Annotated in this window: 21 protein-coding genes; 13 read left to right on the forward strand and 8 right to left on the reverse strand. The window is 41.5% G+C overall.

What is annotated here, in order from left to right; translation table 11 throughout:
- The first annotated feature begins 35 nt into the window (after positions 1-35).
- The 11 genes from Q4Q50_RS15235 (at position 36) to Q4Q50_RS15285 (ending at position 8033) form a co-directional block, all read left to right on the forward strand.
- Positions 36-710: a Fe2+-dependent dioxygenase gene (locus Q4Q50_RS15235; RefSeq protein WP_311900022.1), complete on the forward strand. Its 675-nt coding sequence runs from the start codon at positions 36-38 to the stop codon at positions 708-710.
- Between the two features lie 437 nt (positions 711-1147).
- Positions 1148-1633 carry a hypothetical protein gene (locus Q4Q50_RS15240; RefSeq protein ID WP_311900023.1) on the forward strand — a complete coding sequence of 162 codons (486 nt, stop codon included), beginning with the start codon at positions 1148-1150 and terminating at the stop codon, positions 1631-1633.
- A 462-nt stretch (positions 1634-2095) separates the two neighbouring features.
- Positions 2096-2413, forward strand: a complete 318-nt coding sequence (locus Q4Q50_RS15245; protein ID WP_311900025.1) for an HNH endonuclease — start codon at positions 2096-2098, stop codon at positions 2411-2413.
- Complete coding sequence (locus Q4Q50_RS15250; protein ID WP_311900027.1) at positions 2406-2741, forward strand: threonyl-tRNA synthetase; 336 nt, start codon at positions 2406-2408, stop codon at positions 2739-2741. The genes Q4Q50_RS15245 and Q4Q50_RS15250 overlap by 8 nt, the downstream gene beginning before the upstream one ends.
- Before the next feature lie 29 nt (positions 2742-2770).
- On the forward strand, positions 2771-3514 hold the full coding sequence (locus tag Q4Q50_RS15255; protein WP_311900028.1) for a PD-(D/E)XK nuclease domain-containing protein: 744 nt from the start codon (positions 2771-2773) through the stop codon (positions 3512-3514).
- Positions 3515-3799: 285 nt separating this feature from the next.
- Entirely contained in the window at positions 3800-4069 is a 270-nt protein-coding gene (locus tag Q4Q50_RS15260; protein ID WP_311900030.1) for a type II toxin-antitoxin system TacA family antitoxin, read from the forward strand.
- Positions 4066-4596, forward strand: coding sequence for a GNAT family N-acetyltransferase (locus Q4Q50_RS15265; RefSeq protein ID WP_311900032.1), 531 nt, complete (start codon positions 4066-4068; stop codon positions 4594-4596). Before Q4Q50_RS15260 ends, Q4Q50_RS15265 begins: the two co-directional genes overlap by 4 nt.
- Before the next feature lie 403 nt (positions 4597-4999).
- Entirely contained in the window at positions 5000-5278 is a 279-nt protein-coding gene (locus tag Q4Q50_RS15270) for a hypothetical protein (protein ID WP_311900034.1), read from the forward strand.
- A 400-nt stretch (positions 5279-5678) separates the two neighbouring features.
- Positions 5679-6785: a DUF4238 domain-containing protein gene (locus tag Q4Q50_RS15275; protein WP_311900036.1), complete on the forward strand. Its 1107-nt coding sequence runs from the start codon at positions 5679-5681 to the stop codon at positions 6783-6785.
- A 145-nt stretch (positions 6786-6930) separates the two neighbouring features.
- A complete protein-coding gene (locus tag Q4Q50_RS15280; RefSeq protein WP_311900039.1) occupies positions 6931-7269 on the forward strand; it encodes a hypothetical protein in 339 nt (112 codons plus the stop codon).
- Between the two features lie 137 nt (positions 7270-7406).
- Complete coding sequence (locus Q4Q50_RS15285; protein ID WP_311900040.1) at positions 7407-8033, forward strand: hypothetical protein; 627 nt, start codon at positions 7407-7409, stop codon at positions 8031-8033.
- A gap of 180 nt (positions 8034-8213) precedes the next feature.
- On the opposite strand, the gene Q4Q50_RS15290 is transcribed toward Q4Q50_RS15285, so the two are convergent.
- Genes Q4Q50_RS15290 through Q4Q50_RS15325 form a run of 8 tightly spaced genes read right to left on the reverse strand, consistent with a single transcriptional unit; the run spans position 8214 to position 10601 of the window.
- Entirely contained in the window at positions 8214-8528 is a 315-nt protein-coding gene (locus Q4Q50_RS15290; RefSeq protein ID WP_311900041.1) for a hypothetical protein, read from the reverse strand.
- Positions 8525-8755, reverse strand: coding sequence for a hypothetical protein (locus Q4Q50_RS15295; RefSeq protein WP_259528264.1), 231 nt, complete (start codon positions 8753-8755; stop codon positions 8525-8527). The genes Q4Q50_RS15290 and Q4Q50_RS15295 overlap by 4 nt, the downstream gene beginning before the upstream one ends.
- Positions 8752-9018: a hypothetical protein gene (locus tag Q4Q50_RS15300; RefSeq protein ID WP_311900043.1), complete on the reverse strand. Its 267-nt coding sequence runs from the start codon at positions 9016-9018 to the stop codon at positions 8752-8754. Before Q4Q50_RS15300 ends, Q4Q50_RS15295 begins: the two co-directional genes overlap by 4 nt.
- The gene (locus tag Q4Q50_RS15305) at positions 9015-9293 is read right to left on the reverse strand and encodes a hypothetical protein (protein WP_311900044.1); all 279 of its coding nucleotides are present in this window, start codon (positions 9291-9293) and stop codon (positions 9015-9017) included. Before Q4Q50_RS15305 ends, Q4Q50_RS15300 begins: the two co-directional genes overlap by 4 nt.
- Entirely contained in the window at positions 9294-9587 is a 294-nt protein-coding gene (locus tag Q4Q50_RS15310; RefSeq protein ID WP_311900046.1) for a hypothetical protein, read from the reverse strand.
- A gap of 30 nt (positions 9588-9617) precedes the next feature.
- Positions 9618-9965: a hypothetical protein gene (locus Q4Q50_RS15315; protein ID WP_011847795.1), complete on the reverse strand. Its 348-nt coding sequence runs from the start codon at positions 9963-9965 to the stop codon at positions 9618-9620.
- A 25-nt stretch (positions 9966-9990) separates the two neighbouring features.
- Entirely contained in the window at positions 9991-10251 is a 261-nt protein-coding gene (locus Q4Q50_RS15320; RefSeq protein WP_011847794.1) for a pyocin activator PrtN family protein, read from the reverse strand.
- Positions 10248-10601 (reverse strand): forkhead box protein, encoded by a 354-nt coding sequence (locus tag Q4Q50_RS15325; RefSeq protein ID WP_311900048.1) that lies wholly within the window; start codon positions 10599-10601, stop codon positions 10248-10250. Before Q4Q50_RS15325 ends, Q4Q50_RS15320 begins: the two co-directional genes overlap by 4 nt.
- Positions 10602-10753: 152 nt before the next feature.
- On the opposite strand from Q4Q50_RS15325, the gene Q4Q50_RS15330 reads away from it, so the two are divergent.
- Both Q4Q50_RS15330 and Q4Q50_RS15335 read left to right on the forward strand, forming a co-directional pair.
- Complete coding sequence (locus tag Q4Q50_RS15330; RefSeq protein WP_311900051.1) at positions 10754-11179, forward strand: hypothetical protein; 426 nt, start codon at positions 10754-10756, stop codon at positions 11177-11179.
- Between the two features lie 173 nt (positions 11180-11352).
- The gene (locus Q4Q50_RS15335) at positions 11353-12360 is read left to right on the forward strand and encodes a DUF4365 domain-containing protein (RefSeq protein ID WP_311900053.1); all 1008 of its coding nucleotides are present in this window, start codon (positions 11353-11355) and stop codon (positions 12358-12360) included.
- The last annotated feature ends 48 nt before the right edge of the window (positions 12361-12408 follow it).

Raw genomic sequence — 12408 nt, forward strand, 5'->3', positions numbered from 1 at the left:
GTCATGCCGTGTTTTTTGCCCTATGGAACCCAGAGATGCTGATTGAAATTCCTAATGTTTTCTCAAAACAAGAAGTGAGTCACTTACGCGAACAGTTAGATGCGCGTTGCTGGATAGACGGTAATCAAACCTCCGGCGCGATGGCGACAACTCGTAAGCGCAATCAGCAATTAGATAAGGACGACCCAGTAGCCGTCGCGCTAGGTCAGCAGATTATGGACAGGCTGTTGGCACACCCACAATTTGTATCTGCCGCATTACCATTACAGTTTTATCCGCCTTTGTTTAATCGATATCAAGGCGGTGAAACCTTTGGGTATCACATAGATAATGCTATCCGCTCGACTCCTGATGGGATGATCCGTACCGATTTGTCAGCGACTTTATTTCTCAGCGAACCAGAAAGCTATCAGGGCGGCGAATTAGTTATCCAAGATACCTACGGCCAACAAAGCATAAAATTATCAGCGGGTTCATTAGTGCTGTATCCATCGAGCAGCTTGCATCAGGTCACGCCAGTTCTGTCGGGCGAGCGTACCGCCGCCTTTATGTGGCTGCAAAGTATGGTTCGTGATGAAGGTCAGCGCCGCTTGCTATTTCAACTAGATCAAGCGATTCAAACACTCACAGCTCAGCAGGCTGCAGAACAAGAGTTATTTAATCTGACGGGGATTTACCATAACTTGCTCAGACGTTGGAGCGAGCTATAGTTTTGGCTCAGAGACAGGCTTCAATACCAGCTTAATCTCCCCAAAGCGGGCTGTTTAGGATATAATCCAGCTAGCTCTGAGGGGCAATAAAACAGTAAACGTTAACTCGTTTACTGTTTTTCCATTTTTAAGCTTAAGGTTTATTGGTAATCTGCGGCTTAAATTAAGGTTCTTTACCCTTCTAAGCGATAACTTACTGGCAAATTTTAATTACTTGAGTCGATAGTAACGTGTTGAAAAATAATCTTAATGATGGCCTACTGCTCGACCGCACCTTTTCCATTGCGCCCATGCTGGATAGGTAAGATTTTAATTTAACCATTTGATTTATATAAGGTGGTTAAAAGTGTGGTTCACTATAGGATCACCGATTTTAAAAAGTTGTTTCATGGTTCCCCGCTGGTGATATGATTGCTCAATAAACATTGAGGTGATCTATGGACAGAAAATCTTTAATAATACTCGCGCTGGTGTTAACGAGCGGTCCTACTTTTTCGGCCTTTGCCGAAGTCTATAAATGTGCTGATGGAAAGTATCAAGCCGATCCCTGTGATGAAAACAGTCAGCCAGTTGATTTAAGTGGCGTTGGTAGCTTTATCAAAAGCAATGACAGCATTTCTCAATCAAGCGTTGGTTCAAACGCGACTTCTGATAAGAAAAAAGAAATCAGTACCTATATCGAAAAACAACGTATTGCCCGAGAGATCACTCGGCTTGAGGCTGACCGCAAGCGGGTGATTGCGGCGCGTGACCAGCGCTTACGTAACTTACGTGAAAGTCGGCAGTATGCGAATAACAACCTAGCCGGTGCAACCTGGCAGCAAAGCTTAGCACAGGAACAAGTCGCTGCAGCCCAAGAGGCCGACACGCTGGTGTCATCTATCGATCGGCAAATAGAGCAGCTAAAAGAAGAGTTGAAATAGCGCTGACTCGTTTTAATGTCGTATGTCAGCCTCGTGACTTCGGTTGTCCTAAATCATTTCATATCTTGTGGTGATTACCTGTCACCAGTCATACGTATTCTTCATGATTAAGCTTATATATGGGCTTTTAGTTTTGATGATTGTACGCACTTAGATGCTGTTATTTAAACAGTTTTATTCGATTTGATCACATTTCACGGATTAAAACCAAATATAGTTGTGCACGTTTATAGGGCTAGTGCCAGTTTATGCCATTTGGAATCAATGACTTAATTTAACGTTGCTTGAGGTAATAGGTTTGGAACTCACGTATCTGTGTTTTTCCGTATGGTTTATTTGTTAAGGAACTGATAAGTTCCATTTATTACAACTAATTAACTGTGCACGTTTTTACTAGTCTAATGAGATAAACGCGCATGTGCATAAATACTAAGACGTTAGATTTATAAGAAATGGAAAGCTATGAATTCAAAAATTAAAGAGCAACTAATCGCTAGAGATGGTTTAAGGTGCTCTAGAACAGGTAAAGAAGTATCAAGCCCGGATGAACTATATATTGAACATATTGTTCCTAAGTCTGATGGCGGCTCGGATGATCTAAATAATCTAATTTTGGTCTCGCGTGAAGTTAATGCACATATTAGTAATCGACTAATTGGCTCAGCAGCTGGGGCAGCAATTCTCGGCGCCTCTCTGGGGGGGCCAGCAGGAATGATTATTGGTGGCATTATTGGCGCCTTGCTAGGAAAATCAGTAGATGAGGGCGGAAAAAATGGATAAAGCCCTATTTATACCCTCGGCCATTATTTCAGCTATTTTATTTATTATTTATGCATTTATTTGTTTTAAAAATAAGTCTGAATTGGATCAGAAAATAATTACTAATTTGATCTTGCAAGCATTCCAAATTGTTTGTGGTGGAGTTTTGATAGCTAGTACTTTTATCTCTGAATTAAAAGATTTAGTAACCGACTTAAATTTGTACATACTTATCGCAGGTGCAGTTTTATTGATCAATTCTGTTCAAAGCGCAATCACAGATTTAAGAAAACCAATTAATAAATCAAACAAGTCAATTCCGCCGACTACTGACGCAGCGGCTGATTGAAGCGTTAGTTATATTTTTATGGAGATTTCATGGGTAACAAACAAGAATTACTAGAATATTTAGCGTTTACAAACACGTTACTTGATTCTATGGATACAAGCATAAGTCGTGAGCCTGAATCTAATGTATGGAAGTATTCAAGCTATAAAAATTATGCAATAAAATACAATAAGTTAGCGAATTTAATCATTCCACTAGTAAAGTCTGCTGAAATGCTAGATCTATATAATATTGGCAAAATACCAAGTGAATTCGATACAGTTGCAAGTCAACAGAAAACTCTCTTTTACTCAGTTCATGCTAACCTTTCAATTCTTAAGGCAATGTTAGAATCTCAAGTTGGCTATAAAGAAGACAAAGTCTTGCAGATTAGGGATTTTTTGCAGGCAAGTCTCCGTAGAGCTACTTTTAATAAACCAGAACGTGAAGTTCAGGTTCAAGATACTATTGAGCAACTTTTGATAGGCAAAGGTCTAGAAAAAGGGGTTGATTACGATAGAGAAGTTGGTCGTGTAAAGGTGTCAATAAAAGAAGTTGTTCCTGACTTTATTTTACAAAAACTTAGTTTAGCTATTGAGGTTAAGCTGTCTAAAACGACGACAAAGAGTCGAACTATCGTTGATGAAATTAATGCTGATATTCTAGCTTACTCTAAAGGCTATCGTTCTACGCTATTTGTAATATACGATCTTGGGAGTATACGTGATGAATCTGAATTCAAGAATGATTTAGAAATCCATGACGGTGTCTCTATTGTGATCGTAAAGCATTAACAAACTGCTTAAGTGATTCACAACGCGTTGCATTTTTACTATACGTTGGTTTAGTGTTTAAGGTGGTATGCGGTAGCATCGGCATTGCGTTGCACACACCTTAGCTCGGCGTCACACCGCCTCCTTGTCCTTCGGAGCGAAGAACAACACGCTGCATATTCGAAGCGTTAGCCCCCACACATCAATAAAATCGCATCCGTACTGTGTCCGTACAAGTTGCGCTGTGGTTGTTTAAACTTTATACTCCAATCCATTACGGATTTACTCCGTACGAAAGGAGGTTTTATGGCGACTGCAAGACTTGATATCCGTTTGGATGAAGAGATCAAAGCTAAGGCTGAGAAAGCATCGGCTTTGCTTGGTTTAAAAAGCTTAACTGAATACGTCGTTCGCTTAATGGACGAAGATTCAACTCAGGTGATTGCTGAGCACGAAAGCATTACTGTTAAAGCTGATGTATTCGACCAATTCATAACGGCTTGTGATGAGGCTAAGGCCCCGAACAAGGCATTGCGTGAAGCGGCAGCATTTACTAAACGTGGTGAGTTTAAGTGAGTTACTCCAAGACTTTTAAAGAATTGGATAAATCACAACACGATAGAGCATCATTTGACTGTGGCGAAGCAGAGTTAAACGATTTTATCCAAACTCAGGCAGCGAAACACATGCAAGCAGGTATTAGCCGTACAATGGTTTTACCTGCTGTTACGCCATTGCCCAATCAAAAATATCCAATTTGTTCATTTTATACTATCGCACCAAGTTCAATTTGCCGTGATACCTTGCCGCAAGCCATGGGTAAAAAGTTACCACACTATCCCGTACCGGTCTTTCTGCTTGCTCAACTTGCCGTCCATAAAGAGTTTCATGGTAGTGGGTTAGGTAAAGCTAGCTTAATCAAAGCGCTAGAATATCTTTGGGAAATCAACGCTCACATGAGAGCTTATGCCATTGTTATCGATTGCTTAACTGGCCAAGCTGAATCATTTTACGCTAAGTATGGTTTCGAGGTTCTTTGTGAAATCAACGGTCGTGTAAGAATGTTTATTCCAATGAAAACAGTCGGTCAGTTATTCACTTAGCTACAATCTCCCCGCCTTACCTATCGTGCTGCCTATTCCTCACATTCGGGTATAGAAACTGTCTTTTGTATTCATAACGACTCAGTCTTAGATGCTGTTATGTATACAGTATTATTCGATTTGATCACATTTCACGAAATAAAATCAAAATACTTTTGCTCGTTTACAGGGCTAGTGCCAGTATATGCCACTTATAATCAATGACTTACTGATGAATGGCTTGAGATAATAGGTTTATAACTCGCGCAACGGTGTTTTTCGGCATGGTTTATTTGTTAAAGAACTGATAAGTTCCTTTTATTACAAGTAATTAACTAAGCACGTTTTTACTGGTTTACTGAGGCAAACGCGCGTGTGCACTAATAAAACGTTAGGCGACCGATATGATGCTTAAGGGAAAATTATGAAATATAGATTAGGCTTGAGAGAAATTACTGAAGACGATATCAAGGCAGATTGCCCATTTCTGCCAGAGCCAGAAAATTACGAAATGTATGTGACGGCTTTTGCTGATGACTTTAACCTGCTTGAAATTGTGGAAAGTGCTTTTATAGACAATAACAGCTTGATTATCAACCTAGTTGAAGGGGTTGATATTGAGCAACTACGGCAAGCAAGTATTTCAATACATAAAAACTACTGGGTTGAATTGCGAACAACAGGGTTTGAAAAGCTCGCCTAGCAAATTACTCAAACGGACGCAAAACAGCTGGCTAGCTTCGTTCCCCGCAATTATAGCTAACAATTTCGCGCTGCTTAGTAAGACGTTGAATTAAGCCGCTGCGCGGAGCTTAACTGCTATTTAGTAGAATGTTTAAGCCTCTTAAAATCAGTTAGACTTAAAATGATGTATGGAGCACTACAATGATAAGGAAATCTCAATGAAATCATTAAAAATCAAGCAATACTATCAATTCGAAAACGCTCGATACGATAGAGCAGGCCCCAAAAAAAGTAAATTCCTATAGCATTTAAGCATACCAATTAATCTGGATAAGGCATCGGCCAAGTCCAACAAGCGATTTATGCCCTGCAACTAACGCAGCGCATACATACTAAGACGTTATGCTTCAGAGGGAAATATGACATATACAAGAAATCAGCATGTGCTTTCTCAATGGGTATTGAGAAACTTTAGAAGTGATGATTCGGTTGGTAAATCAAGTGATAAACAGCGAGTTTGGTGCCATACAGTGTATCCAGATGAAGAAAAAAATGAAATTAGGGTTATTCCGTTACCTATATCATCAGTAGCAATCGCAAAAAATTGTTTTATGCTAATCGATCAAGAAACTGATGAAAAGTTTGATATCGAGAATGAACTATCAGAATATGAAATGAAAACATCCATTTCATTTAATGAGTTAATACAAAAACATAAATTCCAAAAGCTACTTGATGTCACTAGTCGAGGAAATACTCTTGAAATAATGCTAAATTTTATGGTTATTCAGATGGTTCTTGGATTTTATAATCCTCAGAATAAAATGGAGGGAAAAGATGAGGTACTATCCCCTTTTTTAGACGAAATGGTTGAAAGTTTTGACAGCATAAAAGAACAAATAATAAATCCTTCAAAGGATGTAAAAGTATACTGTAACCAACATTTGTTCAAAAAAATGATTAAGGTTGTTAATTCAAAATCTGAAATTATAGAAAAGTGCAAATCTTTATTTGTCCTTTCGATGTTGGCAGAAGCTGCATTAATGCCAACCTCCTTTTGTTATTTATCCTCAGTAAGAAATCAAATATTTAAGAATATTTACATCTCAGGCATATATCATACTGGTTATGATTTTAATAGTACGGATGTAAGACCTGTATTTACAATTAGTCCAAATGCTTTTGTTGTTAACCCAAATAACGATCTTAACTTCTTACCGCTCGCACATAATTTATGTGTAAGCTTTTCACTTAAAGGAGTTAATGGCTATAACAGCCATTTGAAAATATATAGTGCAAACCCAGAAAAACTGAGGTGTAGAACTAGTAAAAGATTGCATACATACAAAGTATCGCATGATGCAATTGACAATATGATTGGTTGGGTTGCTATGGGGAATGTTGGTCATACCAACACAATATATTCACCGCATGAGTTGAAAGATGTAGAAGCTTATTTGCAACTGCAAGAAGATAATGAAGAATTTTATTATACTCCGAGACATCCACAACCTATTAAGGTATAAAAATCATACAAAGCCTTTAAGAGTGTTTCTCAACGCTTAGCATTTTTAGTTTAAGGTTTGGTTTCGTGTTTGCGGTGAATTAGTTTAGGTTTGGTGGTGAGCGTTACTCTCACCTTAAAGCTGCGTTAAATTTCAAGGTGTAATTATGGATGAAACAACATGGGTCGTTACTGAAGAGCCACTAGGTGTACGTGTCGATTTTGATCTTAGAACTGAAGAAAATTGCTTTATTGAACTATTTTTTACTAAAAAAGATATTGAGCAATTAATGAATATGGATACATTTGGTAAGTATTCTCTAGAATTGGATGGAATAAGCGGGAATGTTTCAAGAACTCGCGGTGATATAAATAGAAATAAATTAGCTTTCACGTATCTTAATGGCGGAACCGGATACGGCTCTGTTTATTATAATCATGGAAAACTTAAAAAGATTATGATAAGTGCAATAGAAAAAATTTGGAAGCTAGAAAAAGAAATTTAACAAGTCGTTGTACGCTGACTCGATACAGTTGTTGCTAAATGATAAAGTAGTAAAATAGCAACAACTTACTAGCCAATGAACGAGGATTTAGGCTTCCCGATAATCCGTTTTTAGTGGAAATTTAAGGATATTTACGAATGGGTATGGAACTTATTTCAGAGAAAAAAAAGCAAATAGAAATGCTGATAGATGAATTGGAGGATAATGGAGCATCAGAATACTCTATGTACGGGTCGCTAATAAAGTCCAAGGAATATGTGAAATCACACATTGGCGAGGATAATGAGTTTTTTTGGGCCATATCCTCACTTGAGGATGGTTTTGCAAAAGAAAAACTCGTTGCTCTACTTAAATCCTTGAGCCAATACATAGAAGAAGGGCTGCTCACTCAATCGAGCCCTAAAGAACTTGCCGCCCAAGAAATTGCGAGCGAAACTCTCTCACAGGCGTTATCTATACTTAAAGATAATTCTAATCACCCTGCCGCTGCGTGTTTTTTGGCCGGAGCAACCTTAGAGAATTACCTCAGAAGCTGGGTTGAGCGGGAGCAGATATTAGTTCCAGCCCCTCCATCAATAAATAAGTATGCAGAGGTCCTAAAAAAGAATAAGAAAATCACACCCCAAGATGTAAAGGATATCACTTCATGGGCGGGACTGCGGAACTCCGCGGTTCATGGCAAGTGGAAAGAAGTGGAGGACAAGAAAAGAGTGGAACTCATGGTGGAAGGAATTGGGCTATTCGCAAGAAAGTACTCTTTGTGAGTTCGGGCCTTGTAAGAATATTTTCGACAAAATAAATGCAAAAATTGGTCTCTCCAAAGACCGCATCTATCATGTGCGTTCAACGCGGACACCAACACTGGCCATAGCTTCGCCATTTTTATTGGTAGTATTGGTGCCCTACGCTTACGCCTAAGGCGCCGGTTAACTTGGGCGCTATATCTAGTTCTTATCCTTTGGGGCAAAGAACAGCGCGACGGGGCCATCTTCGGTGTCGTGAATACTCAGCAGGAATGAGCCGGCTTTGTCGCAAACGGGTTGCCAATCGCTGATATCGGTGTCGCCCTCGTCAAAGTAGCGCTCGATCTGATGTTCAGGCGCATCGAGTTCAAACCAAATCGCCACAAACTCGCCGCCTTGGCGTGCCGCCCATGCTTCACACTCCACACGGGTTACCCCTTCATCCCACTCGGGCAAATCGGGATGGGTCCAATAACCTTCTTCACGTTCTACAGTTGCTGCTTGTATCGGGTTCATGCTGCTTCTCCTTTTATCCTGAGTTTTGATTCTGCGTTGAGTGCGAATACTTCGGCGTCGGCTTGGCCGAAGTCGCTGCACTCGATGGCGTTAAACGACTTACAAATGCCCCAGCCTTGATAGTTGTTTGGGGTGTACTTCACTTCGATTTGTTGCTGATCGCACATCAAGGTTGAGTAGGGCTTAGATAACGTGACCACGCCATCTTTGGTGCTAAACGTATTCATGCCGCCTCCTTATTCAAGGGCTTTTGAAAAAGCGCTAAATTCCAAAGAGACTTGCTGGAAATCGTTCTGCCGTTTATCTCTACCACCTTGATTTTGCGATTTGGTAGCGGAGTCACATCGCATTGGTACTTTTTTGATGTGCGAATATTGAATAGCTTTCCAGATGCCTCTACAGCAGATATACCAAGTTCAGCGCCGAGCTCACTGGCGCTATAAAACGTACCAGTTGAAAGCATGTGTTCAGCAGCTGCTAACGTATTCATGCCGCCTCCTTGTTTTGGTTGTCGCTTGTTTGGCTGGCTGGCGCGTGGCAGGGCAGGCGCATTGGGTGATATCGGTACGAATACACTATGGTGCGGCTAATGCCCTTGGCTAAGTTGGTTAAGCCGTTGCCCAATGCTTGCCAGTACAGGCAATCTAATGCGCCGAGTGCTAGCGCGATTTTGATGCTGTCGCCCGTTTTTGCCTTGAGTAACAGACTTAACTTATGGCTGCGGTAATGATTTAACAGATGGCGAAACGCCGCTGAATGAGTCATTTAGGCCACCTGCTTCGGTTGCAAAGGGCTTGATTGCAAATGAGTTAATTGCAGCTTGGCCCAGTCGATGGCTTTAATGGCCTCGACCGTGGCGGCGATTTGCTCCAACTTCTTTTGCCCGCGCATAAAGTTCGACAGTTCAATACCGTGGCGAGCCGCCGCACGTTCGGCGGGCAGGGCGCTGGTGTAATGCAGCGTTAACGCGGCAATCACCTCGGGCGAACTAATGCGTGTGAGCGACAGCAATAACGCAATGCGCTGCTTTGATTCAAAGCCGGGGAGTAAGTGGTTCATACGCTATTCCTTCCATTTGAATCAGCAGGGCTAGGCTGCGGCTTCGCCGTTAAACACCACCAGATTGATGATGGGTTTCTTGGTTTTGGGGTTCACCTTGTCCGACAGCTTGTGATAGCGAATATGCACATCGCGGTGGGCTTCTTGGGTCATGGCTAACACGATGTATTGCTGGCACAGCGCGGGCGTCGATAACGAATGCGACAGGCGTTGTGGCTTCATGGTTTCAAACAAGTGCTGCGCCATATCATTCAACTTAGCTTGGTACTCGTCGGGGCTCAGTTGACGGCGGTTAGGGTGCGCGCCTACTGAGGTGCTGCACTTTTTGGCCGCTTGATTTTTCGCTAAGGTCATGGACACGCCGTAAACAAAAAACATAGATACCTCCCCACTGAGCCGCTGATTACGCTAAGTTGATTTGATCTTGCTTGGCGGCGTCGCGTTGCTTGTCGAGGTATTCGGCAAGATCGGTGACATTGACCATCCAAGGCGCTTTGTTGCTGTTACTGGTGCGAAAGGCGGCTAAGGGCAAGCGGCCGGCTTTGGCATAGTTGGCCGCGGTACGCGGTTCGAGGCCAAAATACTCTTTGCTGATTTGATCCAGTGGCACTATCACTTTGTTGAACTGGGCCATAAGCAAAAACGCGGTGTTGATGCCATTCATGTTGGTTGCTCCGCTTGGGTGAGTTGCAGCGGATGCACGTTAGTGGCCGCCTGTTCGTTACGCCACACCATTACCTTGCCGTACAAGCCTTGTTGGGGCTCGGTGAAGCGCAGGCAGAAGTTGAGCCCAAGTTCGCCCGTGTGGCGAATGAACTGGCGGTAAAAGGCAGGGCTAGGGTGGTGATAGGCAAAATGCTTGACCAGCTCATTGCAGCGAACTTGCACCCGTGGGCAATCCATCGGGTCGGTATGGCCCTTAGCCAGTGCCATCAAGCAAGCAAAACGTATCGCAACCAGTAGACGAAACTCATCGCGTTGCTTAGGTGTGGTGTGAACTTTCGCTAGAATCATTTCCCTGTCCTCGGTAGTGGGTACAGGATGAAAGGTAAGTTAACTTATCTTTGCCGTCAAATAAAAAGTTAACTTATTTTAAAGTATTTTTGTTTTGATGGTTTTTTGAACGAGTGATAAGGTAGAGTAAGCGATTGAACTAAGGAGGGTTTATGGTCTTTTTTGGACGAATATATTTTATGCTAACGATATCGGTTTTAGCTGCGCTGTCTTATTCTCAATTTGTATTTGCTGAGATTTTCAAGTGTGAAATCGAGGGTAAGCTAGTGATGCAGGACATACCTTGTCCTGATGGCGTTGAGCAGTCATCCGTTGATGTGGTAATTAAGAATGATCATCCAAAGGTAGACCCGCACGCTTATGATGAAAGCCAATTCAGTGATTGGGAAAATGCATTGATCAAAGCAGGGAAGGTTGAGGTTGGCATGAGCGTTGAGGCGCTAGAGCAAAGCTGGGGCTGGGCAATAAAAATTAATCGTTCAGCTTATGGTCCTGAACAATGGGTTTTTAGGGATGGTATGTACGGCCAGCGTTATGCGTATGTTCGGGATGGTAAAGTGGTGAATTGGCAGGATTAGATGAAATGAATAGCCAAATAAAAACCCGCATGCGCGTTTTTCCGGATGGTGTATTGGGTAAAAAGCTGATAAGTTCTTTGCATACAGAAAGTTAACTGTGCGCGTTTTTACTGGTCTAATGAGATGAACACGCATGCGCACTAATAAAATGTTAGCCCCTAAAGGAGAGAGACGTGATCGTAGTGGGAGAGACTGACTCCTTTGAAAGAAAGTATATGGAGAAATTCAGAGCATTTGCTTCTGAGTACGGAGAGTTTATCAATTATGAACATGATCGAGGTGCTAGAGATATTGGGATGCACCTTACACGTAAACTTTCTTCGGGGAAAGAACAGCTGACTAGCGCTCTCGTGTGGTTTCAAATGAAAGGTAAAATGGAAAAGACCATTTCATTAGAACACTATGAGAAAAGCGAGGAAGTAAAAATATCATTATCAGTTAACCATCTTCGCTATTGGTTTTTACAGCCAATGCCGACTTACCTTGTTCTTTTTATTGAATCAGCGCAAGAATTCTTAATTCTTAATATATCTGAGTACGTAAAAAACACTTGGGGTAGAGAAATTCTTACTCTAAACCAAGAGACTGCAACAATTAATGTTCCCACTAACAGCAAGCTGGATTCACAGGCGTTTCGTCTTATTTTACAAGAAAACGACATCAAAGAATGGAAGAAAGCTCTTGGGGACGAAAACGAACAAGTGGATGTCTGCTATCGAGACTACGACCTAATTTGGCTCTTAGCTACAGCTAAGAGCAGAGCGGTATGTCATAAGTTAGAGTTTTGGGATTGGCAAAGCAAGACTAGAAGCCAGCTCTATATTTATGAAGAAAGTGAAACTGAAAAGGTGGTCCTTAGGGAACATTGGCAGTACATGATGAGTATTGATCAATTAGAGGATGCATATCCTTATATAGAGTTTTTTGTAGATCAAGACGCTCAAGACTGGTGGGAAGATGATAACGAAGTTCCTGATGTAGTGTTATCAAATGGAGATGTTATGTCTGGTGTTAATGCCGCTTACGAATATTTTGCATACGAGTGTGGTATTCGGTTGAATGGCATAGGCTTGCAAATGTTTGAGTGGATTAAGTTTATGTCGGATATTGGCTTGATTGAAATAAAGCCAGGTAAAAATGAATTTGTAAGTTTTGCTCCTTGGCATAGTCGATCTGTGTAAGGGTTAACAAGGCGCTGCTGTCGGACAAATTTTCCGCAGAGCGCGGCA

It is taken from the genome of Shewanella scandinavica, assembly GCF_031932065.1.
GTDB classification, from domain to species: domain Bacteria; phylum Pseudomonadota; class Gammaproteobacteria; order Enterobacterales; family Shewanellaceae; genus Shewanella; species Shewanella baltica.

Bases quoted from the DNA above. Each gene is read 5' to 3' on its own strand.
- Q4Q50_RS15260 (WP_311900030.1), top strand. From the start codon at position 3,800: ATGGCGACTGCAAGACTTGATATCCGTTTGGATGAAGAGATCAAAGCT.
- Q4Q50_RS15290 (WP_311900041.1), bottom strand. From the start codon at position 8,528: ATGAACCCGATACAAGCAGCAACTGTAGAACGTGAAGAAGGTTATTGG.
- Q4Q50_RS15275 (WP_311900036.1), top strand. From the start codon at position 5,679: ATGACATATACAAGAAATCAGCATGTGCTTTCTCAATGGGTATTGAGA.
- Q4Q50_RS15330 (WP_311900051.1), top strand. From the start codon at position 10,754: ATGGTCTTTTTTGGACGAATATATTTTATGCTAACGATATCGGTTTTA.
- Q4Q50_RS15235 (WP_311900022.1), top strand. From the start codon at position 36: ATGCTGATTGAAATTCCTAATGTTTTCTCAAAACAAGAAGTGAGTCAC.
- Q4Q50_RS15315 (WP_011847795.1), bottom strand. From the start codon at position 9,965: ATGTTTTTTGTTTACGGCGTGTCCATGACCTTAGCGAAAAATCAAGCG.
- Q4Q50_RS15325 (WP_311900048.1), bottom strand. From the start codon at position 10,601: ATGATTCTAGCGAAAGTTCACACCACACCTAAGCAACGCGATGAGTTT.
- Q4Q50_RS15255 (WP_311900028.1), top strand. From the start codon at position 2,771: ATGGGTAACAAACAAGAATTACTAGAATATTTAGCGTTTACAAACACG.
- Q4Q50_RS15280 (WP_311900039.1), top strand. From the start codon at position 6,931: ATGGATGAAACAACATGGGTCGTTACTGAAGAGCCACTAGGTGTACGT.
- Q4Q50_RS15305 (WP_311900044.1), bottom strand. From the start codon at position 9,293: ATGACTCATTCAGCGGCGTTTCGCCATCTGTTAAATCATTACCGCAGC.
- Q4Q50_RS15320 (WP_011847794.1), bottom strand. From the start codon at position 10,251: ATGAATGGCATCAACACCGCGTTTTTGCTTATGGCCCAGTTCAACAAA.
- Q4Q50_RS15300 (WP_311900043.1), bottom strand. From the start codon at position 9,018: ATGAATACGTTAGCAGCTGCTGAACACATGCTTTCAACTGGTACGTTT.
- Q4Q50_RS15285 (WP_311900040.1), top strand. From the start codon at position 7,407: ATGGGTATGGAACTTATTTCAGAGAAAAAAAAGCAAATAGAAATGCTG.
- Q4Q50_RS15240 (WP_311900023.1), top strand. From the start codon at position 1,148: ATGGACAGAAAATCTTTAATAATACTCGCGCTGGTGTTAACGAGCGGT.
- Q4Q50_RS15245 (WP_311900025.1), top strand. From the start codon at position 2,096: ATGAATTCAAAAATTAAAGAGCAACTAATCGCTAGAGATGGTTTAAGG.
- Q4Q50_RS15270 (WP_311900034.1), top strand. From the start codon at position 5,000: ATGAAATATAGATTAGGCTTGAGAGAAATTACTGAAGACGATATCAAG.
- Q4Q50_RS15295 (WP_259528264.1), bottom strand. From the start codon at position 8,755: ATGAATACGTTTAGCACCAAAGATGGCGTGGTCACGTTATCTAAGCCC.
- Q4Q50_RS15250 (WP_311900027.1), top strand. From the start codon at position 2,406: ATGGATAAAGCCCTATTTATACCCTCGGCCATTATTTCAGCTATTTTA.
- Q4Q50_RS15310 (WP_311900046.1), bottom strand. From the start codon at position 9,587: ATGAACCACTTACTCCCCGGCTTTGAATCAAAGCAGCGCATTGCGTTA.